The organism is Herbaspirillum seropedicae (genome assembly GCF_001040945.1).
In the GTDB taxonomy this organism is placed as follows: Bacteria; Pseudomonadota; Gammaproteobacteria; order Burkholderiales; family Burkholderiaceae_D; genus Herbaspirillum; species Herbaspirillum seropedicae.
Window position 1 is genome coordinate 1,263,543 of the sequence record NZ_CP011930.1, and the last position, 22,258, is coordinate 1,285,800.

17 protein-coding genes are annotated in these 22,258 nt (G+C 65.8%); 4 read left to right on the forward strand and 13 right to left on the reverse strand.

Translation table 11 applies throughout. The annotated features are described in order from the left end of the window. Nucleotides 1-14: 14 nt before the first annotated feature. The 4 genes from cls to ACP92_RS05565 form a co-directional block, all read right to left on the reverse strand. On the reverse strand, nt 15-1,433 hold the full coding sequence (gene cls / locus ACP92_RS05550) for a cardiolipin synthase (RefSeq protein WP_013233140.1): 1,419 nt from the start codon (nt 1,431-1,433) through the stop codon (nt 15-17). A 248-nt stretch (nt 1,434-1,681) separates the two neighbouring features. Beyond that, nucleotides 1,682-4,234 (reverse strand): sulfite reductase flavoprotein subunit alpha, encoded by a 2,553-nt coding sequence (locus ACP92_RS05555; RefSeq protein WP_013233141.1) that lies wholly within the window; start codon nt 4,232-4,234, stop codon nt 1,682-1,684. A 161-nt stretch (nt 4,235-4,395) separates the two neighbouring features. Next, nucleotides 4,396-5,229, reverse strand: coding sequence for an alpha/beta hydrolase (locus ACP92_RS05560; protein ID WP_013233142.1), 834 nt, complete (start codon nt 5,227-5,229; stop codon nt 4,396-4,398). A 23-nt stretch (nt 5,230-5,252) separates the two neighbouring features. After that, the gene (locus ACP92_RS05565) at nt 5,253-6,173 is read right to left on the reverse strand and encodes a LysR family transcriptional regulator (protein ID WP_013233143.1); all 921 of its coding nucleotides are present in this window, start codon (nt 6,171-6,173) and stop codon (nt 5,253-5,255) included. 202 nt (nt 6,174-6,375) lie between these two features. Here ACP92_RS05565 and ACP92_RS05570 point away from each other — a divergent pair, with 202 nt between their 5' ends. The 4 genes from ACP92_RS05570 to maiA are packed head-to-tail and all read left to right on the forward strand — an operon-like array spanning nt 6,376 to nt 11,079. Beyond that, complete coding sequence (locus tag ACP92_RS05570) at nt 6,376-7,719, forward strand: MFS transporter (RefSeq protein ID WP_013233144.1); 1,344 nt, start codon at nt 6,376-6,378, stop codon at nt 7,717-7,719. Next, entirely contained in the window at nt 7,716-9,053 is a 1,338-nt protein-coding gene (gene hmgA, locus ACP92_RS05575) for a homogentisate 1,2-dioxygenase (protein ID WP_013233145.1), read from the forward strand. The genes ACP92_RS05570 and hmgA overlap by 4 nt, the downstream gene beginning before the upstream one ends. After that, entirely contained in the window at nt 9,050-10,396 is a 1,347-nt protein-coding gene (gene fahA, locus ACP92_RS05580) for a fumarylacetoacetase (protein WP_013233146.1), read from the forward strand. Before hmgA ends, fahA begins: the two co-directional genes overlap by 4 nt. 35 nt (nt 10,397-10,431) lie before the next feature. Beyond that, nucleotides 10,432-11,079: a maleylacetoacetate isomerase gene (maiA, locus tag ACP92_RS05585; protein WP_013233147.1), complete on the forward strand. Its 648-nt coding sequence runs from the start codon at nt 10,432-10,434 to the stop codon at nt 11,077-11,079. 15 nt (nt 11,080-11,094) lie between these two features. On the opposite strand, the gene ACP92_RS05590 is transcribed toward maiA, so the two are convergent. From ACP92_RS05590 to ACP92_RS05630, 9 genes are all read right to left on the reverse strand, one after another. Continuing rightward, complete coding sequence (locus ACP92_RS05590) at nt 11,095-11,607, reverse strand: MaoC family dehydratase (RefSeq protein WP_013233148.1); 513 nt, start codon at nt 11,605-11,607, stop codon at nt 11,095-11,097. A 134-nt stretch (nt 11,608-11,741) separates the two neighbouring features. Continuing rightward, the gene (gene fliD / locus ACP92_RS05595; RefSeq protein ID WP_013233149.1) at nt 11,742-13,772 is read right to left on the reverse strand and encodes a flagellar filament capping protein FliD; all 2,031 of its coding nucleotides are present in this window, start codon (nt 13,770-13,772) and stop codon (nt 11,742-11,744) included. A 328-nt stretch (nt 13,773-14,100) separates the two neighbouring features. Further along, the gene (locus ACP92_RS05600; RefSeq protein WP_013233150.1) at nt 14,101-14,595 is read right to left on the reverse strand and encodes an Lrp/AsnC family transcriptional regulator; all 495 of its coding nucleotides are present in this window, start codon (nt 14,593-14,595) and stop codon (nt 14,101-14,103) included. Between the two features lie 143 nt (nt 14,596-14,738). Further along, a complete protein-coding gene (locus tag ACP92_RS05605) occupies nt 14,739-16,115 on the reverse strand; it encodes an aspartate aminotransferase family protein (protein ID WP_013233151.1) in 1,377 nt (458 codons plus the stop codon). A gap of 179 nt (nt 16,116-16,294) precedes the next feature. Further along, nucleotides 16,295-17,197: a GNAT family N-acetyltransferase gene (locus ACP92_RS05610; protein ID WP_013233152.1), complete on the reverse strand. Its 903-nt coding sequence runs from the start codon at nt 17,195-17,197 to the stop codon at nt 16,295-16,297. A 49-nt stretch (nt 17,198-17,246) separates the two neighbouring features. Then, nucleotides 17,247-18,728: an NAD-dependent succinate-semialdehyde dehydrogenase gene (locus ACP92_RS05615; RefSeq protein ID WP_013233153.1), complete on the reverse strand. Its 1,482-nt coding sequence runs from the start codon at nt 18,726-18,728 to the stop codon at nt 17,247-17,249. A gap of 75 nt (nt 18,729-18,803) precedes the next feature. Beyond that, complete coding sequence (locus ACP92_RS05620; protein ID WP_013233154.1) at nt 18,804-20,096, reverse strand: NAD(P)/FAD-dependent oxidoreductase; 1,293 nt, start codon at nt 20,094-20,096, stop codon at nt 18,804-18,806. A 214-nt stretch (nt 20,097-20,310) separates the two neighbouring features. Then, a complete protein-coding gene (locus ACP92_RS05625) occupies nt 20,311-21,237 on the reverse strand; it encodes a 2-hydroxyacid dehydrogenase (protein ID WP_013233155.1) in 927 nt (308 codons plus the stop codon). Between the two features lie 20 nt (nt 21,238-21,257). Next, nucleotides 21,258-22,145 (reverse strand): GNAT family N-acetyltransferase, encoded by an 888-nt coding sequence (locus ACP92_RS05630; RefSeq protein WP_013233156.1) that lies wholly within the window; start codon nt 22,143-22,145, stop codon nt 21,258-21,260. Nucleotides 22,146-22,258: the final 113 nt, after the last annotated feature.

Consider the following 22,258-nt stretch of genomic DNA (forward strand, 5'->3'; position numbering starts at 1 on the left):
CAATTGGCGGGCGGTTACAGCAGCCGCGCCCAGACGCTGGCGCCGAATTCCTTCATGCGCTCGCTGATGGGACGCTGCTCCCATTGTTCCTTTGTGATCTCCTTGGACGCGCCAAGATCCCGGTCGAACATGCTTTTCATCTGCACACCGAATTGCGGGCTCAGGATCACCGCGTTGATTTCCTGGTTGTAGACGAAGCTGCGCCAGTCCAGGTTGGTCGATCCGATGGTGGACCAGACGCCATCGATGAGTGCGGTCTTGGAGTGCAGCAGCGCATCCTGGCGCTCGTAGATGCGGATGCCTGCCTCCAGCAGTTCCTGGTAGAAGGAGCGCGAGGCGTACAGCACCAAGGACGAGTCGCTGTGCGAGGGCAGGATCAGGCGCACATCGACACCGCGCCTGGCCGCGTCCTTGAGCGAATCGCGCAATTGCGGGTCCGGCACGAAGTAGGCATTGGTGAGGTAGATGGCCTTTTCCGCATGCTGGATGGCGGAGATGAAGGTGGCGTAGATGACACTGTAGGGGTCATCGGGAGAACTGCCGATGGCGCGCACGATCTCGTTGCCAGCCGGCGCCACCGTCGGGAAGTAGCGATGATCGCCCAAGGCGGGACCGCGCTGCTTGTTCCAGGTATCGACAAAGAGCTTCTGGAATTCCAGCGCCACCGGACCATCGATGCGCACCTGGGTGTCGCGCCAGGGAATCTGTTCACCCTCGGCATTGACACGCGGCTTCTTCTTGCGCGTGCTGAAGGAACCGCTGGAATAGACGCTGCTGATGTTGATGCCGCCCACGAAGGCGGTCTTGCCATCGACCACCAGCAGCTTGCGGTGGTCGCGCTGGTTGACTTCCCAGTCCTTGCGCAGCTGGGTCGGGTTCAGCGGGTTGTATTCCAGCACCTGGATGCCGGCATCGATCATGGGCTGGAAGAAGGTGCGCGGCGTATTGAGCGCGCCCACGCTGTCATACATCAGGTTGACCTGCACGCCCTTGTTCTGCATGGCGATTAGCAGGTCGGCGAACTGGCGGCCGACCTCGTCGTCTTCCATGATGTAGGTTTCCATGTTGATGTGGTAGCGCGCCGCCTGGATAGCCTGCTGCATGGAGGCATAGGTGGCCGGCCCGTCGATGAGCAGGGTCACCTTGTTGCCCGTGACCAGGGGCGAGCCGGTGATGGCGCCTTCGATGGCCACGTGCCGGTCCAGCAGGGTGTTGTCGGCGTTCTGGGCGCGCAGCTTCTCCAGCACAGCCTTGGACTGCGCCTCCGAGAGCACGCCGCGGCCACCCTTCATCTGGATGGTGCGCGCCGACTGCGTGTCCATGTCGGGCACGATGGTGGGCAGCGAGCTGCACGACGAGAGCAGCGCCGACAGGCCGGCCAGCACGAGCAGGGTGGCGCACCAGCGCCTGGGCTTGATGTTCTTGTTGGTCATGGAAGGTTCCCGGTTCTACGCCGCCATCGACCGTGACGCTGTCTCGCAGGGGGAGTAAGGCAACGCAGTGTCGATGAGTATATGCCGCAGCCTGGCGCCACGGCACAGCCAGAGCGGCGAATCGGCACTGTCCTACAACGGAAAGCGGGAGCTGCCTACAGGAAAGCCGGCGCGCTGTGGCGCCTGGGCCCGAGGTGGAAAGGAGAAGGGAAGCGAGGGCGGGAAGGGGCGGGCCCCTCCCGGGGGATTCAGTAGACGTCGCGGCGATAGCGGTTCTGTTCGATCAGGTCTTGCAGACCCGTCTCGCCGAGGAGGCTGGTCAGCACCGCGTCCACGCCGGCGGCCATGCCATCGAGGCTGCCGCAGACATACAGCACCGCACCCTGGTCCAGCCAGTGGCGCAATTCGCCAGCGGCCTCGCGCAGGCGATCCTGAACGTAGATGCGGGCTTCCTGGTCACGCGAGAAGGCCAGGTCCAGGCGCGCCAGCTGGCCCTGCTGCAGCCAGGCTTGCAGTTCCTCGCGATAGAGGAAATCGTAACGTTCGTTACGTTCGCCGAACAGCAGCCAGTTGCGCGTGCCGCCGGCGTGGATGCGCTGGCGCAGATGGCCGCGCAGGCCGGCCATGCCCGAGCCGTTGCCGATGAAGATGGCGGGCGTGTCGGCGGACACCGGGGCAAAGCCAGCATTGTCCACCAGTCTTGCCTGCAGGCGCGCGCCGAGGGGGGCGTATTCGGTCAGCCAGCCGGAGGCCAGTCCCAGGCCGTCTTCGTGCCGCTGCTGGCGCACCAGCAGTTGCACCGTGCCATCCTGCATGGCCGAGGCCACCGAATAGGAGCGCGCTGTGAGCGGCTGCAACTGTTGCGCCAGTGTCTGCGCATCGGCCGCTGCCTGCATCGGCAGCACGCTGCAGGCCAGTGCATCGGCCAGGCTGCAGCGCATGCCACGGCAGTGGACTTCGGTCGCACCATCCAGCCCCAGCCGCTGCAGCACCAGGGCCACACGATCCGGCGCATGGCGCGGCATCACTTCCAGCAAGGCGCCGGCTTGCCAGGCCGGCGCCGGCTGGCTGCTGTCGGCGCTCTGCAAGACCAGATGGAAGAGCGGCTCGCCCTGGCTGCCGGCATTGAGATGGTGGCGCTCCACCAGCACCCATGAGGGCCAGGTCGGGCTGCTGGTGGGCAGGAGATCGCTCACGGCGGCGTCCAGGCCATGGCTGGCCAGTTCGCTCTCCCACTTGCGCAGGGCCGCGGCGTCCATGCGGTCCACTTCCACCAGCGGGAACATCGGCTTGGCCCCGCACTGGCGCAGGCCATGGTCGAGTGTATGGCCGAAGCCGCAGAAGCTGGTGTAGTGGCGATCGCCCAGCGCCAGCACGGCATAGTGCAGATGCGCCAGCGACTGGCCGGCGGCCTGGCGCAGGCGGCGTTCGAAGCCGCGCGCACTGTCGGGCGCGTCGCCCTCGCCGAAGGTGCTGGCGATGAGCAGCAGGCGGGGATGGTGGCGCAGCGTTTCGGCAGTGGTCTGGGCCAGCGCCTGCAGGGTCACGGCCACGCCGCTGCGGCGCAGGCGCGCTGCGGTATGCAGGGCGATGCGTTCGGCCTGGCCGGTCTGCGAGGCATAGGCCACCAGCAACTGGCCGCCGGCTTGCTGCTGCGGCTCTCCCAGGGCGGCGCGTTCGGCGCGCAGGGCGGCCTTCTTGCGGCGGCGGTCGAGGTAGAGCATCCAGCCGGTGATGCCGAAGAGCGGCATCATCAGGCTGGCGATGGCCATGATGATGCGTCCGGGCAGGCCGAAGTAGGTCCCCATGTGCAGCGGATAGATGGCGGCGATGAACCTGCCGCCGGTGCTCTTGTCTTCGTAGCGTTCCAGCTGTTTGATCTCGCCGCTCTGTGGCAGCACCACCATACGGCTGCGGGCGCGCTCATGCGGCGCGTCGTGGCCGAGGAAGAAGATCTGCAGCGGCTGCGTACCTTGTTCGGGCAGGCGCAGCTGTGCGCTCTGGTAGTCCGGCGCCTTGGTCAGGAAGGCGTTCCAGGCCTGGGTCAGGTCCAGGGCGACCGGGGTCTGGTTGTTGGGGCCGTCCTTTTTCTTGCCCTCGCCGCGCGCCATGGGGGCGCGACGGGTTTCGCCGGCCAGCGTGTTGACGCCGTCCTTGAACCAGTCCAGCGCCCAGTAGGCGCCGGTGGTGGCGAAGATCACGTACATCACCAGCGACCAGGTGCCGATGACCGAATGCAGGTTCCACAGCAGGGAGCGGCCCTGCAGCTGGAAATCCAGACGCAGCCAGGCGCGCAGCGACAGCGCCCGGCGCGGCCAGCGCAGGTACAGCCCCGACAGCGCCAGCATCAGCAGGCACAGCGCCAGCGTCCCCAGGACGATCTTGCCGATCTCGGTGGGCAGCAGCAGCCAGCGGTGGAAGCGCTCGGTGAACTCGAAGAATTCCATGCCCGTCACCGGCGGCAGCAGAGCGCCGGTGTAGGGATCGACATAACGCGCCTGGCCGCGCCGCTCGCCCGGAGGCGGCGCGAACACCACGCGCACCGAATCCCCCGGCTCGGCCGACAAGGTCATGGTGGTGATGCGGCGTTGCGGCTCTTCCTGGCGCAGTTTCTCCAGCACTTGCTGCGGCGTGAGCGTGGCTTGCTGGCGCACCTGGACGTGCATCACCCCGGGGCTGAGCAGATCCATGATTTCTTCACGGAAAGCCAGCAAGGCGCCGGTCACGCCGATGGTCATCAATACGGTGCCGGCGGTGATGCCGATGAACCAGTGGAGTTGGAACCAGATCTTCTTGAACATGCGATGGCTTGGCGGATGGCGGGCGTGGGGCCCTGTTGTTGTTCGGGGCCGGGCCGCAGCAGAGCGACCGGGGCTGGGTAAGCCCGGTATTATAAAGCAAATGAAAATGATTCCCATTGGTATTCAGAGTCTTGCCATCACAGGGAATCGGAAGGATGCATTCAGTCCTGCATCATCCTCAACACCGTCCGCGTGAACGCACTTTGCCCGTCGGCCGCCACGTCGATGATGCTGAGGTGATGGGCCTGCGCGGCCTCGACCACTTCGACCTGGTGTCCGGATTGGCGCAGGTTGGCGGCGTACACGTCACGCTGGCGCAGGAATTCCTCGCTCTCCTGGCCGCCCGCGCACAGCACGGCGCGCACGCCGTCCGGCATGGCCAGCAACAGGGGGCTGGCCTGCTGGACGTCCGCGGGCGACAGGTGCAGGGCTTCGTTGAGATAGCTCAGCCGTATGGGCTCCAGGTCGTACAGCCCCGACAGTGCGCAGACGCCGCGCACCGGCGCGGCGCGCAGCGCGGCGATCACGCAGGCCAGATGGGCGCCGGCGGAATGGCCCATGAGCCAGATGGCGTTGGCGTCCACGCGCAGGGCAGGGGCCTTGGCGTGCAGCAGGCGCAGCGCCCGGCCGCAGTCAGCGGCGATGTCGCCCATCCTGACCTGGGGCGCGAGGCGGTAATTGATCAACGCCACATTGATGTCCTGCTCCAGGTAGGGCAGGGCCAGATGGCTGAACTGGTGCTTGTCCAGCGAGCGCCAGTAGCCGCCGTGGATGAAGACCAGCAAGGGCCTTCCATTGCTATGGGCAGGAAAGAAGTCGATGCTCTGCAGCGTCTCTTCCCCGTAAGGCAGGTCGGCCAGGTGCGGATGGGCCTGGCGGGCGGCCTCGCCCTGCCGGGCGAAGCGGTCGAAGTAGTCCTGGAAATCCGGTACCCGGGCGCGTACGTTGTACTGCGCATCCAGTTCTTCAGACGTGTAGTCGCGGTAGATCTTCATGGTCTCTCCTCCCCGGCGGGTTCTTATTCGGCGAAATGTTCCGAGATGAATCCACGCAGCCAGACATTGCCTTCATCCTGGTTGTAGCGGCGGTGCCAGAACATATTGGTCTGCAACGAAGGCAGTCGCAGCGGCGGCTTGATGTAGCGCAGCCCGAACGGGGCGGCGGCGCTCTCGGCGAGCTTGCGCGGCACCGTCACGACCAGGGCGGTGCTGCTGACAATATACGGCACGGCGGTGAAATGCGGCACACGAAAACGCACGCTGGGCAATATACCGGCCTTCTCCAGATTCTGGTTGATGCGGTCGTAAGGGCTCTCCTGGGAAGACACCATCAGATGCTCGGCGGCAAGAAATTCCTTCAGGCTGACCTCGCCCCGCCCCGGCTTGTCCAGCGCATGGCCGATGCGGAACATGCTCACGTATTCCTGCCGGAACAGCCGGCGCTGGTACAGCGCTTCGGAAAGATTGTCGAAGGCGCCGATGGCCAGGTCCACCCGGCCCGATTCCATTTCACTCTTGAGGTCGATGGCGCCGGCGCGCACCGTACTGATGCTCACGCCCGGCGCACAGCGCGCGCAGGCTTCGATCAGGGCCGGCATGAAATACACCTCGCCCACATCGGTCATGGCGATGGTGAAGCGGCGCGCGCTGGTCTGGGGCGCAAAGCCTTCCTGCAGGTTCAGCGCCCGCGCCACCTGCTGCAATGCCGCAGCCACCGGCTCGGCCAGTTGCTCGGCAAAGGGCGTGGGCTGCATCCCCTGCGCAGTGCGCACGAACAGCTCATCCTCGAAGCTGCGCCGCAGCCGCGCCAGGGCATTGCTCACGGCGGGCTGCGACAGGCCCAGGCGGCGCGCCACGGAAGAGATCTGGCGTTCCTGGAAGACTTCCTGGAAGACCACCAGCAGATTGAGGTCGATATCGCGCGGTTCGATCAGGGGCATGGTGCGATGCGCAATGCTGCGCCAGGGTGGGCATTATTCATGAAATGAATGGATCGTATTTTTGCATTTATATCGTAAAAGAAGGGCGATTGCACTACAGTGTGACCGCAACAAGAACAATATCGCGAGACGGCCCGCCCCCACATTGCTGGTGCGGCGACGGCCCAGATAAAAAAACGTAAAGACAGACGAGGAGAAGACAATGAGCATCCACACCAGTGGCGCTCTCCCCACGGTCCATGTGGACCAGGTGGTGGAGCAGGGCCGTTTTGGCGCTTTCCAGTTCGGCCTGCTGCTGCTGTGCGGCCTGTGCCTGATCATTGATGGCTTCGATGTGCAGGCCATGGGCTATGTCGCGCCGGCCATCATCGCCGACTGGGGCGTGAGCAAGGCCAGCCTGGGGCCGGTGTTCGGCGCGGGCCTGTTCGGCATGCTGCTGGGCTCGCTGGTGCTGACCCCGGTGGGCGACCGTTATGGTCGGCGTCCGGTGCTGATCCTCTCCACCCTGTTCTTTGCCCTGTGCATGCTGGCCACGCCCATGGTGACCACGCTGGACCAGTTGCTGGTGCTGCGTTTCATCACCGGCTTCGGCCTGGGCAGCATCATGCCCAACGCCATGGCGCTGGTGGGTGAATTCAGTCCCTCGTCCTCACGGGTCACGCGCATGATGCTGGTGTCCTGCGGCTTCACCGTGGGCGCGGCCGCAGGCGGCTTCGTCAGCGCCGCGCTGATCCCGGCCTATGGCTGGCATGCGGTGTTCTGGGTCGGCGGCGCGGTGCCGCTGGTGCTGGGATTGGCCATGCTGGTCTGGCTGCCGGAGTCGATCCAGTTCCTGGTGCTGCATCGCCGCCCGCGCACACAGGTGGCGCGCTGGCTGCGCAAGCTCGACCCGAACATCGTCATCGATGACAAGACCGAGGTGGTGGTCAAGGAAACCAAGGCCGAAGGCATGCCGGTGGCAGCGCTGTTCCGCGATGGTCGGGCTGGCGTGACGGTGCTGCTGTGGCTGATCAGCTTCATGAACCTGATCAACCTGTACTTCCTGTCCAATTGGCTGCCTACGCTGATCCGCGATGCCGGCTACTCCACCAGCATGGCCGTGTTGATCGGTACCTCGCTGCAGGTCGGCGGCGTGATCGGCACGCTGTCGCTGGGCCGCTTCATCCAGCGCTTCGGCTTCACCCGCGTGCTGGGCAGCTGCTTCCTGCTGGCCTGCCTGTCCATCGCCTTGATCGGCAAGCTCGCCACCGTGCCGGCCTTGCTGTTTGTGGCCGTGATCGTCGCCGGATTCTGCATTGTCGGTGGACAGCCGGCGGTCAATGCGCTGGCCGGCACCTTCTATCCGACCACGCTGCGTTCCACCGGCATCGGGTGGGCGCTGGGCATCGGCCGCATCGGTTCGGTGGTGGGCCCGGTGATCGGCGGCCAGTTGATTGCCCTGCAGTGGACCAATGCCTCGCTGTTCCTGGCCGCCGCTGTGCCGGCGCTGATTTCCGCGCTCACCATTGCGCGACTGCATCGTACTGCCCAAGGAGTGTCTGCATGAATACCGCTACCGATTTTTCCGTCAGCCACCACGTGCATACCCGTGGCTACCAGTCCGGCTTCGGCAATGAGTTCGCCACCGAGGCCTTGCCGAGCGCCTTGCCGGCGCATCAGAATTCCCCCCAGCGCGTGGCCTACGGGCTCTATGCCGAGCAGATCTCCGGCACCGCCTTCACCGCTCCACGCGGCCACAATCGGCGTTCCTGGCTCTATCGCATCCGCCCGGCGGCCATGCATCATCCCTTCGAGGCCATGTCGCAAGGCCTGCTGGTGAGCCGCTTCGATGATGTTGCCCCGCCTCCCAACCAGTTGCGCTGGGATCCGTTGCCCATGCCGACCACGCCCACCGATTTCATCGACGGCCTGGTGACCATGGCCGGCAATGGCTCACCGCAGGCGCAGAGCGGTTGCGCCATCCACCTGTATGCGGCCAATTGCTCCATGACCGACCGCTTCTTCTATTCGGCCGATGGCGAACTGCTGATCGTGCCGCAGATGGGCCGCCTGCAATTGCGCACCGAGATGGGCGTGATCGATATCGAACCGCAGGAGATCGCCGTCATCCCGCGCGGCGTGCGCTTCCAGGTGCGCCTGCCCGGTGGTGAAGCGCGCGGCTATATCTGCGAGAACTTCGGTGCGCTGCTGCGCCTGCCGGACCTGGGCCCGCTGGGTTCCAATGGCCTGGCCAACCCGCGTGATTTCGCCACGCCCCATGCCTGGTACGAAGACCGCGAGGGCGACTTCCAGCTCATCGCCAAGTTCGGCGGCCAGCTCTGGCAAGCCAGGATCGGCCATTCTCCGCTGGATGTAGTGGCCTGGCATGGCAACTACGCCCCCTACAAGTACGACCTGCGGCACTTCAACACCATCGGCTCGATCAGCTACGACCACCCCGATCCGTCCATCTTCCTGGTGCTGCAATCGCAGAGCGATACGCCCGGCGTGGATACCATCGACTTCGTGATCTTCCCGCCGCGCTGGCTGGCCGCCGAAAACACCTTCCGCCCGCCCTGGTTCCATCGCAACGTGGCCAGCGAATACATGGGCCTGATCACTGGCCAGTACGACGCCAAGGAAGGCGGCGGCTTTGTGCCGGGCGGTGGCAGCCTGCATAATTGCATGAGCGGCCATGGACCGGACGCCGCCACCTTCGAGAAGGCCAGCCGCATCGATACCAGCACACCGAACAAGGTCGATCACACCATGGCCTTCATGTTCGAGACCCGCAACATCCTTTGCCCGACCCGCCATGCGCTGGCGTCGCCCGCCTTGCAGCGCGACTACCAGGATTGCTGGCTGGGCATCCAGAAGAACTTCAACCCGGAGCACCCATGAGCCTGTCTAGCCTGACCCTGAACGAAACCCACGACACCGAACTGCGCAGCTGGGTGCCCAGCGCCAATGCCGACGGCTGCCCCTTCCCGATCCAGAACCTGCCCTATGGCGTGTTCCGCCGCGCCGGTAGCGAGGAGGATTTCCGCGTGGGCGTGGCCATCGGCGACCAGATCCTGGACTTGCCCGCCGCGCAGTCCGCGGGCGCCTTCTCGGGCTTTGACGAAGCCACCCGCCAGGCCGCCCACGCGGCCTGCAGCGGCTCCCGGCTCAATGCCCTGATGGCGCTCACGCCTGCGTCCTGGTCGGCGCTGCGGCTGGCCCTGTCGCACCTGCTGCGCACCGCTTCGCCGCACCAGACCGAGCTGGCCGCCTGCCTGGTGCCGCAGGCCCAGGCCGAGTACGATGTCCCGGCCGCCATCGGCGACTACACCGACTTCTACACTTCCATCCATCACGCCACCACGGTGGGCAAGCTGTTCCGCCCGGACAATCCGCTGCTGCCCAACTACAAGTGGGTCCCCATCGGCTATCACGGACGGGTCTCTTCCATCGCCGTCTCGGGCCAGCAGTTCCGCCGCCCGCTCGGCCAGACCAAGGCCCCGGATGCGGATGCGCCCACCTTCGGCCCCTGCAAGCGGCTGGACTATGAACTGGAAATCGGCATCTTCATCGGCGGCGGCAACGCCATGGGCGAGCCAGTGCCCATGGAAGAGGCCGAAGACAAGGTGTTCGGCCTGTGCCTCTTGAACGACTGGTCCGCGCGCGATGTGCAAGCCTGGGAATACCAGCCGCTGGGGCCCTTCCTGTCCAAGAGCTTTGCCTCCACCATCTCGCCCTGGATCGTGACCCTGGAAGCGCTGGCGCCCTACCGTTGCAGCTGGAGCCGCCCCGACGGCGATCCGCAGCCGCTGCCTTACCTGGACGCGCCGACGCTGCGCACGCAGGGCGCCTTCGACGTGCAGCTGGAAGTGCTGATCCAGACCGCCGCCATGCGCCAGGCCGGACAGCCGCCGCAGCGCCTGTCGCTGTCCAATTACCGTGATGCCTACTGGACCGTGGCGCAACTGGTGACGCATCACACCGTCAATGGCTGCAACCTGCGGCCGGGCGATTTCCTGGGCTCGGGCACCCTGTCCGGTCCCGCCCCGGACGAGGCCGGGTCGCTGCTGGAGCTGACCACCGGCGGCAAGTCGCCGTTGACGCTGGCCAGCGGCGAGAAGCGCGTGTTCCTGGAAGATGGCGACACCATCATCCTGCGCGCTGTGGCCCGTCGCGACGGCCTGCCGCTGATCGGTTTTGGCGAGTCGGCAGGAACCGTGCTGCCGGCGCGCAGTCAGGGATAAGGGATAAGACAACAGCTCCAGGAGAAAGCCCGATCATGACGACGCTCTACAGCTATTTCCGCAGTTCAGCCTCCTACCGCGTGCGCATCGCCTTGCATCTCAAGGACCTGCCCTACGAGACCGTGCCGGTGCATCTGCTCAACCAGGGTGGGGAGCAGTTGCTGCCAGCCTTCACCGAGATCAATCCGCACGCCCTGGTCCCGGTGCTGGCCGAGGAGGGGCATTACGTGAGCCAGTCGCTGGCGATGCTGGAGCTGCTGGAGGAGCGTCACCCGACGCCCTCGCTCTTGCCCGGGGACGCCTTCCAGCGCGCCCACATCCGCGCGCTGTCGCTGGCCATCGCCTGCGATATCCATCCGCTGAACAACCTGCGGGTGCTGAAGTATCTCAAGCGCGAGCTGGGGATGGATGACGAGCGCAAGAACGCCTGGATCGCGCACTGGATCAATCTGGGCTTCACCGCGCTGGAGCGGCAACTGGCCGCCGATACCACGCGCGGGCATTTCTGCGTCGGTGATGCGCCGACCATGGCCGATTGCTGCCTGGTGCCGCAGATCTTCAACGCCCGCCGTTTCGAGGTGGACATGGCGCCGTATCCGACGCTGTGCGCCATCGAGCAGGCCTGCCATGCCTTGCCGGCGTTCCAGCAGGCCCATCCGGCGCAACAGCCGGACGCGGCCTGAACAGCGCCAGGGCGCTCAGCCCTGGCTGCGGCGCGGCACCAGCAGATTGCCGGTCATGATCAGGACCGGCTCGTCGTGCTGGTTGTAGGTGGTCACGCGGTGATGGAGGAAGCCTTGCAGCGGCTTGGATTGCGAGGTCTTGATGCCCAGCACCTCGGCGTCGAGGCGCAGCGTATCGCCGGGGCGGGTCGGGCGCGGCCAGCGGAATTCATCGAAGCCCGCGCCGATCAGTCCGCCTTCGATGTTGAGCGTGTCCACCAGCAGGCGCATGGTCAGCGCCGCCGTATGCCAGCCGCTGGCGGCCAGTCCCTTGAAGAAGGTCTGCTGCGCGGCGGCCTCGTCGAGATGGAAGGGCTGGGGGTCGAACTGCGCGGCAAAGGCCTTGATGTCGGCGCTGTGCACGGTGAGGCTGCCCGGTGAACGGAACACCTGGCCGGGCTGGAAATCATCGAGATACTTGGGCTGCTCCACGTGTTCTCCCTGGTCACTGTTGTCGATACCGGATCGGTGTGCAACGATGGGCTGCATGCTGTCCAGTATAGCCAGAGAGTGGCCCTGCTGACGAGCAGGGCGGTGACGATCTTGCGTACGACAGCCCTTGCAATGACCACCCCGCACCGGCGGGGTTTTTCATTGGCGGCCCGGAAAGACCGCCAGAGCGCTCAGGAAGACTTGGACAGCTTGGCCAATTGTTGCGTCAGGTAGCTTTGGCGCGACTGCATGGTGGCCAGCGTGACGTTGAGGCGGTTGAACTGGTTGGTGTAGGTGTCCTTGAGATCCTGCAGACGTGCATTGGCCGCAGTCTGCTGGTCGGTCACGATCTTCAGGCTGTCCTGCAGACCCTTGGTCTTGGACGCCAGCACGCCCGACTCGCCCAGGATGCCATCCATGAGCTTCTGCAGCTTGGGCACCACGCCATTGGTGGCGGAGGTGAAGAGCTGGGTGATCCCGTCGAAGTCCTTGTTGGCGGCATTGGTGAGCTTGGTGGCGTCCAGCGCCAGGGTGCCGTCCTTCTGGAAGCTGATGCCGATCTGCGACAGATTGGTCGCGCCGTTATCGCCCAGTGCGCCCAGCATGGTGTTGCGCACCTGGCCCATCAAGGCCAGCACCGACGATTCCGAGGCCAGCGGCGAACCTGTGCTGGCCTGGCCCTTGGTGGTGGACGGGGTTTGCTTGGTCAGGTTGGCCACGGCCTTGGCCAGCGTGTTGTAGGCGGTGACGAAGGTGTTGGCGGCCGTGGAAAGGCCGCTGGTGTCATTGTTGATCGACAGCGAGAAATTGTCGGCGCTGGTAGTGACCTTGCTCAGGTTCAGGGTCACGCCGGAGATCACGTTGGTGACCTTGTTGCTGGTGCTGGTCACAGTCACGCCGTCCACGGTCAGCTTGGCGTCTTGCGCCTTGGCCAGCTGGCCCATGGAGCTGCCGGCCAGGTCGCTGTAGTCGCCAGCGCCAGTCAGCTTGACTGCGTCCGTGCCGCTGGGGGTGAGCACCAGATGGTCCTTGGAACCATCGTTGGTGATGGAGGCGGTCACGCCGGTGTTGGCGTCATTGATGGCCTTCATCACATCGTTGAGGCCGATGGCGCCGCTGCCGTCGAGGTCGGTGGGGTTGATGGTGAAGGATTTGCTGCCCACCTGCAGCGCCAGGCTGCCGCTGGAGTAGGTCTGGTTGGTCGCCACGCCCGTGGTGGTGATCGTGCCGCTGGGGTCGAAATTGAAGGCCGCGAAGTTGCCCGTGCCGGTCACGCGCAGGGTGTTGGCCGAGCCGGCGTCCTTGGCGGTGAGCACCAGGTGGTCATTGGTGCCATCGTTGACGATGGAGGCGTTGACCCCGGCGTCGCTGGCATTGATGGCGTCGCGCACGCCGGCCAGGGAGTTGGTCTTGGGCTGGATGATGGCCGTGGAGCCATTGCCGGTCTTGATGGCCAGCACGCCGTTGTCGAAGGTGCTGCCCGGGGCGATGCCGGCCGAGCTGACCTTGACCGCCTGCGCCAGCTGGTTCACCGCGATGTTGTACTTGCCCGCCGCCGCCTTGCTGGCGTCGCGCGGAGCCTGGATCTGCGTGACCGTGCTGGAGACATTGGAAGAGGGATCATAGGCCAGGCTGGAGAGGCTGTTGTTGGCCGTGATCTTGATGGTATTGGCGGTGCCGCCGGTGTTCGATTCCAGTACCAGGTGGTCGCCGCTGCCGTCGGTGGTGATGGAGGCCGTCACGCCGGCCTTGGCGGCATTGATGGCGTCACGCACCCCGGCCAGGGTGGCGTTGGCCTGCAGGGTGATGAAGGTGGGCTGGTTGGTGCCGACCTTGATGGCCACCGAGTCGCCCGCGTTGAAGGTCTGGCCGGCCGTGAAACCCGCCGATTGCAGCTTCTGGGCCAGCACCTTGGTCGATTCATCGGTGTTGGTATCGGCCGTGAAGGGATCGGTGGTCAGGTTGGTCCCGGTGCCGGCGTTGCTCAGCGTGGTCTTCTGGGCGCTGAAGCTGGCCGCGGTCAGGGTCTTGAGCGCGCTCTGGTAGCTGGTGAAGGCATTCTTGAGGCTGCCATAGGCCGAGATCAGCGTATTGAAGCTGCTCTCCTTGTTCTTCAAGGGCGTGAGCCGCGACTTGCTCTCGACCGAGATCAACTGGTTGACCAGCGTCGCAACGTCCAGCGGACCTGCCGACGTCGAAATGGTGCCTGTGGAAGTAGCCATGGTAGAGCCCCTGATGATGTTTTTATGATATGAAGCGCTGAGCTTGCCTCAGCATACCGCCGTTATCGGCAGGTCTTTGCAAAAGTAAAGGGTGATTTTGCTGACCAATACTGACGTTTGTCTGGTCTTTTTGTGGAGAATCGATGGAGATGCGGGAATTTGTGCGTTCAACGCCGCCGACTACCCGCCCGGATAATCCTGTGCAGTGAGACAGTGTGGTCGATCTTGAGAAAGCCGGAAGGTGGGATGGGCGGGACGGGAAGGAAGCGCAGCAAGGCAATGTGCGCCAGAGGCGGCGCGCCGGGCGTCCGGCGGGCCGTTGCCAGCCTCAGCTCTGGATGAACTTTTCCAGCGGGTAGTGATGCTTGACGAAGGGCGACTTGATGACGATGTAGCTGAAGTATTTCTCGATGCGCAGGTTCTGCTCCAGCAGCGATTCGATCACGCTCTGGTAATGCACCACGCTACGGGTCATGAACTTGAGCAGGTAGTCATAGCCGCCGCTGACCAGATGGCATTCGATGATCTCATCGACATTGCGGATGGTGGACTCGAACTTGGCGAAGTCTTCGCGTCGATGGTCCGACAGCGTCACTTCGGTGAACACGATCTGCACATCGGCCAGTTTCTCCAGCCGGATGTAGGCGCCATAGCCGCTGATGTAGCCGGCCTTCTCCAGGCGCTTGACGCGGATCAGGCAGGGGCTGGGCGAGAGGCCCACCGCGTCGGCCAGGATCACATTGGTGATGCGGCTATTCTGCTGCAGGTGACACAAAATCCTCAGATCGATCCGGTCCAGTTTCAACGCGCCGTTAGTCATCATGTTGCCTCGGGTTATTCGACTCAGCCTGCCGGCCTTGCCCGCGTATGGCACGCAGGCAAGGCCGGCAGGAGGTTGCAGGGCATTTTAACCCCTCCAGCCACGATTTCCCCATCGGGATGGAGGCGATACTCGCATTGGCCTGCTCAGCGCACGGCCTGGCGCACTTCGGGTTGGGCCAGTACTTCGTCGAGGATGGCCTTCAGACGCGCAAACATCAGCGCAAAGTCCTCTTGCGTGTAGCACAGCGCAGGCGCAAAGCCGAGGATGTTGTCGCCGAAGGCGCGGAACACCAGCCCATGACGATAGGCCGCCTGGAAGATGCGATCATGCAGCTTCAGTTCCGGCGCGAAGCGCGCTTTCGTCTGCTTGTCAGCCACCAGCTCCAGCGCGCCCAGGAGGCCACGGCTGCGGGCGTCGCCCACCAGCGGATGCGCCAGCAGGGCGCGCAGGCCGCCGGCGAAGACCGGCTCCAGCCGACGACCGTTGTCGAGCAGACCGCCTTCCTCATAGAGCCGCAGGACTTCCAGCGCCACCGCCGCACTGACCGGGTGGGCCGAGTAGGTCTGGCCATGGCCGACCACGGTGCTCATCGGCGCGCCATCGGCAATGCCGTTGTAGACGCGGTCCGACATCATCACCGCACCCATCGGCGCATAGCCGGCGGTCAGCCCCTTGGCCATGGTCATCAGGTCGGGCTGCACGTCTTCGTCCAGGCAGGCGAACATCGGGCCGGTGCGGCCAAAGCCGGTGATGACCTCGTCCACCACGAAGAGGATGTCCAGTTCGTTGCAGGCCAACTGCATGGCCTTCAGCCAGCCCTTGGGCGGCACCACCACGCCCCCCGAGCCCTGGATGGGCTCGCAGAAGAAGGCCGCCACATTGTCCGCACCCAGTTCGGCGACCTTGTCGCGCAGCGCCTGCACCGAGGCCGCGATGATGGCCTCGTCACCTTGCAGCTCGCTGCGATAAGGATAGGGCGAAGGCAGGTAATGCTGGGTCGGCAGCGGCAGGTTGAAGTGGTAATGGAAGTTGGGCAGTGCGGTCAGGCCCGCGCCCACCGAGGACGAACCGTGATAGCCGCGCTGCAGCGAGATGAAATGCTGCTTGCCCGGCTTGCCGATGGAATGGTGATAGTGCGTGATGTAGCGGATGGCTGCATCCACCGCATCCGAACCGCCGAGGGTGAAATAGACGTGTTGCAACGAGGCCGGGCTGATGTCCACCAGCTTCTTGGCCAGCAGGATGGCCGGTTCCGAGGCGAAGTGGAAATAGCCGGTGGCGTAGGGCAGGCGCTGCATCTGCTCGGTGGCGGCGCGGATCACGCTCTCCTGGCCATAGCCGGTGTTGACGCACCACAGGCCCGAGAAGGCGTCCAGCAACTGCTTGTCCTGGTGATCGGTCAGGTAGGCGCCCTGGCCGGACTTGAGGATGAGGGGGCCCAGCTCTTCATGCTCGCGCAGGCTGGTGACGGGATGGATAAGGTGGCGGCGGTCGAGCGCGGCCAGGGCGGAAGTTTGCATAGAGAGGGGCTCGCTGAAGATGCGTTGAACAAGGCCGTGCAGGCAAACGGCACAACCGGCATGGCTTCTATGCTAGGTCCACGCCCGCGCAGGCGATGCGCGAGATGCAGGCTTGAAAAAGCATCTTCATGGGTTTTGCGGGCGGCTTTGGCATTTTCTGCGGTCGCGTGCGGCGCCGTTCAGCCCAGCGCCTGGTTGACGATGGAGAACAGCTGCATGCCAGGGTCGCGCACCGGCGGCTCGCCCTTGCACATGCGCGTGACATGGTCCACGCAGGTCAGGCCCAGCTTGTCCAGCCAGGAGGGCAGGCCGGTCGATTCGAAGACATCGAGGCGGATGAAGGAATCCGAATAGGTATTGATCCAATGCGCGATCAAGCCCTTGGCGCGCTCGGCGTCGGGTGCGACCACCGGTCCGATCACGCGGCCATGGCCGAAGCGGCGCACCAGCGCAAAGCCCAGCATCTCGCCATCGCGGTCCAGCGCCACGGCTTCGGACATGTCCAGCAGCGCCAGCAAGAGCTTGCTGCGATCCATGCCGGTGGCTTGCGCATCCAGCGCCAACAGCCGCGGCACATCATTCTTGCCCATCGGGCGCACGCGCTCGCCCGGCGGCAGCGACACCAGCACCGGCTGCGCCGAGCTGCCCTGGAACTGGTGCAGCACATCCTGCTGCACGAAACCCAGCTGCTTGTAGAGCGGCATGCCGGCGGCCGTGGCGTTGACGATCAGGCTGTGCCCCTGGACCGCGCTGGCCGCCTGCTGCATCAGTCGCCGCCCCAGGCCGCGTCGCTGCAATTCGGCCTGCACCAGCAGCATGCCGATGACCGCGTGGTGTGCGCCATAAGGAGTGCAGACCACGCTGCCGACCACCCGTAGCGGCGCCTCCGCGTCCGTGTTTTCCAGCAGGTAGCCTTGTCCCCGCTGCAGCAGGAAATTCCAGTCTTCCAGCCGGTGCGGCCACTTGAAGCGCAGCGAGAGCCGGTGGCAGTGAGCCAGGTCATCCGCTTCCATGGGGCGCAACAGCAGGTCGGGCAAGGGCGCGCGGACAGTCTGGGGGTCATGGGTGGACGGCGCGGGCATGGGAGCTCCTGTTCGTTTCAATGAAAGGGACGGCGACAGCCAGGACCACTCAGAGCTGGCCCTGGCAAACGTATTTGGTATGCAGGTAATCGTCCAGGCCATGTACCGAGCCTTCGCGGCCGTAGCCCGATTCCTTCACGCCGCCAAAGGGCGCGGCCTCGGCCGCCAGGGCGCCTTCGTTGACGCCCACGATACCGCTTTCCAGCGCATCGGTGACGCGATGGATGCGCCGCACATCGGTGGAGTAGAAGTAGGCCGCCAGGCCGAAGGGCGTGGCATTGGCGGCGGCAATCACTTCGTCTTCGGTGGCGAAGCGGGTGATCGGGGCGACCGGGCCGAAGGTCTCTTCGCAGCTGCATTGCATCGCGCCGGTCACGTCGGCCAGCACGGTCGGGGCATAGTAGTTGTCGCTGCCGAAACCGGGACCCTGCAGCCGTTTGCCGCCGGTGATCACGCGCGCGCCGCGTGCGATGGCATCGCGCACGTGCTGGTCGATCTTGGCGATGGCGCGGGCATTGATCATGGGGCCGATCTGCGAGGCCGGATCGGTGGCCGGGCCGACCTTCAAGGCGGCCACGCGCGCGCCCAGCTTGTCCACGAAGGCGTCGTACACCTTCTCCTGCACGTAGATGCGGTTGGGACTCACGCAGGTCTGGCCACCGTTGCGGAACTTGGCCGCCATCACGCCATCGATGGCGGCGTCCACGTCCGCATCGTCAAACACGATGAAGGGCGCATTGCCGCCCAGTTCCAGCGAGAGCTTCTTGAGGGTGTCGGCCGAATGGCGCGCCAGGTGCTTGCCCACGGCGGTCGATCCGGTGAAGCTGATCTTGCGTACCCGTCCATCGGCCAGCCACACGTCCACCACCTCGGGCGTGCGTTCGCGCGAGGCGGTGACGATGTTGATGACGCCAACGGGCACCCCCGCTTCCTGCGCCAGGCGGACCAGCGCCAGCGACGTCAGCGGCGTATCCTCGGCCGGCTTGCACACCACCGTGCAGCCTGCGGCCAGGGCTGGAGCGATCTTGCGGGCGATCATCGCCGCCGGGAAATTCCACGGCGTGATGGCGGCCACGACACCGACCGGTTCCTTCAGGGCCATCATGCGGCGGCCCGTGACGGGTGCGGGAATGATGTCGCCGTTGGCGCGCGTGGCTTCTTCGCCAAACCATTCCACGTAACTGGCGGCATAGGCCACTTCCCCCTTGGCTTCGGCCAGGGGTTTGCCTTGCTCGCGCGAGATCAGGCGGCCCAGGTCGTCCTGATGCGCCAGCAGCAGATCGTTCCAGCGCTTGATGATGCCGGCGCGCTGCTTGGCCGGCGTGGCGCGCCAGGCCGCAAAGGCGGCCACGGCCGCCTCCACGGCGGCGCGGGCATCGGCCGCGCCGCCATCGGGCACCGAGGCGAACACCTGGCCGGTGGCCGGGTCGCTCACGTCGAGCTGGCGGCCATCGGCCGCGCCGCGCCAGTCGGCGCCGATCAGTTGGGCGCCGGGCATGAGGTCCTGGCGTTGCAAGGTAAGAGAGGTCATGGTGAGCATTCAGCAAAAGTTAATGCAACTGGCAACAGACATTCATGGATATTTAATGCAGCAAGCCGGACATGGTCACGCCAGCTTGTCCTTGAGCCGGTAGTACAGGCCGACTAACGGCAGGAACCAGGGCGCCCCGAAGTGACCGGGGATGGCCGGCCACTCGCGTTCGCGCCAGGGGTTGGCCAGGGCGTCGCCGGCCATCACCTTGGCCATGCACTGGCCCATGTGCACCGACATCTGGGTGCCATGGCCGCTATAGCCCATCGAGTAATACAGGCCGTCGCGCTCGCCGGCCTGGGGCAGGCGGTCGCGCGTGACGTCCACCAGTCCGCCCCAGCAGTAGTCCAGGCGCACCTGGCCCAGTTGCGGGAAGGTCTCGTGCAGGCCGCGGCGCAGCACCTCGCCGCTGGCCGCATCGGACTGCGGACTGGAAATGGCAAAGCGCGCGCGCCCGCCGAAGACCAGGCGGGTGTCCGGCGTCATGCGGAAATAGTGATGGATGTTGGCCACCGTGGTGTAGGTGCGCTGGTGCTTCAGCAGCGTGGCCGCGCGCTGCGCGCCCAGCGGTTCGGTGACCACGATGAAGCTGCCGATGGGCACGATGCGCCGACGCAGCCAGCCGAAGCTGCCATAGGCGCCGTGGCGGCTGGCCCCCGTGGCCAGCAGCACCTGCCGCGCCAGCACCGCGCCGCGCGTGGTGTGCAGGCGATGGCCGTGGGTCTGGCCGATGCGTTCCAGGCGTCGCACCTCCGTGCCGGTATGGATGGCCGCGCCCTGGCGTTCGGCCGCCATGGCCAGGCCGTAGGCGAAGCGACCCATGTGCATCTGGCCGCTGCGCTTGTAGAGCAGTCCGCCGTGGAAGCGCTCGCTTTGGACTTCGGCCTGCACGCGCTGGGCGTCGAGGATCTCCACATCCAGGTCCACCCCATCGGCGATGAGCCGGTCCGCGCTGCGCTGCAGGGCGTCCATCTGATAGGGCCGGGTGGCCATCTTGAGCTTGCCGTGGCGCAGGAAATCGCAGTCGATCTGCTCTTCCTGCACCAGCCGCGCCACCGTATCGACCGCATCGTCATACGCGTGATACCAGGCCCGCGCGCGTTCCACGCCGACCTTGGCGGCGAGCTCGGCATAGTCCACCGCCAGGCCGTTGTTGACGTGGCCGCCGTTGCGACCCGAGGCTTCCGCGGCCACATGCGGGCCGGCTTCCAGCACGACCACCGAGGCCCCGCGCCTGGCCAGCGCCAGCGCCGCCGACAGGCCCGTGAAGCCGCCGCCGACGATGGCCACGTCGACCTGGGCGGGCAGATCGCGCGTGGGGGAAATGTAGAGCGGGGCAGAATCGGTCCAGTAGGATTCCAGCTTCATGGTCGGGGCTTCAGGCAAGTGGATGGGGCAGGGCGCGGTCGTCTGAGCCGGCCCAGGGCCTGACGCAGTTCGCCATGTCATCAAGGATAGAACGCATCGGCCAGGCCGGTGACGCGAACTGCCCGTCGCCAGCGGCATGGCATGCCGTTGTGGCGGGGGCGTTCGGCATTTTGTTTGCCATGCGGCATCTCCGGGACGGTGGAGGGGAGGCGGATCAGTAGCCGCGCTGCCGGTCGATCAGGCCCAGCAAGGGCAGGCCTTCGCGATAGCGGCGCAGGTTCTCCAGCACCGCATCGACCGCGCCATCCGGCTGGGTCATGCTGGCGATGTGGGGCGTGAGCACGATGTCCGGATGCGTCCAGAACGGGTGCCCCGGCGGCAAGGGTTCGACCTCGCACACATCCAGGACGGCGGCGCTGAGCTGGCCATCGTTGAGGGCGGCCAGCAGATCGTCTTCCACCAGGTGGCCGCCGCGCCCGACGTTGATCAACGCCGCACCGCGCGGCAACTGCGCAAACAGGTCGCGGCACAGCAGGCCGCGCGTCTCTTCGGTCAGCGGCACCAGGCACACCAGCACATCGGTGCGCGCCAGGAAGGCGCGCAGACCTGCGCTGCCGCTGTAGCAGTCGATGCCGTCCATCTGGTGCGCCGAACGGCTCCAGCCGGCGCAGGGAAAGCCCAGGCCGTGCAGCTGTTGCAGCACGGCCCGTCCGAGCATGCCCAGTCCCAGCACACCCACGCGGCAGGCCGAGGCTGGCCGCACGCGGTGCGCGCGCCAGACCTGGTCGCGCTGCTGGCGCGCATAGACGCGGCTGTCGCGATGCAGGCCCAGCACGGCATGCGTGACGTACTGCACCATGCCGGCGGCGATGCCCGGTTCGGTCATGCGCACCACCGGCAGCGCCGGCGGCAGGGTAGACATGTCGAACTGGTCGATGCCGGCACCCACCGAGAACAGGATTTCCAGCTTGGGGAAGCGCTCTGCGATATCGTCCGGCGGCGTCCATGCCGCCAGGTAGCGCACGCTGGCGCCGTCGCCGTCATGCGGCCAGATCTGGAAGGGGAGTTCGGGCGCCTTTTGCGCAAACAGTTGCGCCCATTCGGCCCCGCGCACCGGGTCGGCCTTGTAGAGAAAAGTCATAGTGGGTGTGGGCCGGCGGGTCAGCCAAGCGCCTGGTTGATCATGGAATAGGTGCGCCACGGCGTGGCGGGCGAGGGCGGTGTGCCACGACACATGCTGACCACGTTGTCCACGCAGGTCAGGCCGATCTCCTCCAGCCAGGGCTTGAGGCCCGTGCGGCCGGGCACGTCGATACGCAGATAGGCGCCAGGATAGGCATGGACCCAATGCGCGATGAGCGCCTTGGCGTCTTCGACCTGGCTGGCGATCACCGGCCCGATCACCCGGCCCCGACCGAATTCGCGCAGCATGGCCACGCCCTTGACCTGGCCGGCCTGTTCCAGCACGGCCACCTCGGCCGTGGCCAGCAGCGGCTGCAGTAGCGTACTGCGGTCCATGCCGCTGGCCTGGCGATCCAGCGCCAGGAAGGCCGGCGCTTCTTCCTTGCGCAGCGGGCGGATGCGGGCGTCGGCCGCCAGCACTGGCTGGGCGCGGGCAGTGGTGCTCTGGTGCTGGCTCAGGGTATCGGTGACGGCAAAGCCCAGCTTTTCATAGAGCGGGCGGCCGGCGTCGGTGGCGTTGAGGATGACGTTGCGCGACCCCGCGTCCTGCAGCAGGCGCTGCATCATGGCCCGGCCCAGGCCACGGCCCTGCAGGGCATCGGCAATGATGACCAGGCCCAGCGAGGCGTAATCCTCGCCCAGCGGGCAGAGCATGCCGCTGCCGGCCACGCTGCGCGCGCCATCGGGCTGTTCCAGCTCGACCGCCCAGCTGCTGCTGACCTGGTGGTGGAACTGCCAGTCCGCCAGGCGATGCGGCCAGTGCAGATGAAGGCTCATGGCGTGGCAGCTGGCCAGGTCCTCGGGGCGCATGGGGCGCAGCGTGGTCTGGGCGGCCTGCCCGGCCGTGAGGGTGCTGTCGGTATGCATGAAGCGTGTCCTTGTCAATACGATGGTGACGGCGATGAAGCCGATGAAGCCGATGAAATCAAACGGCAGCCAAGACCTGCTGCCGGTAAATCATATAAAACGTTTAGATCATT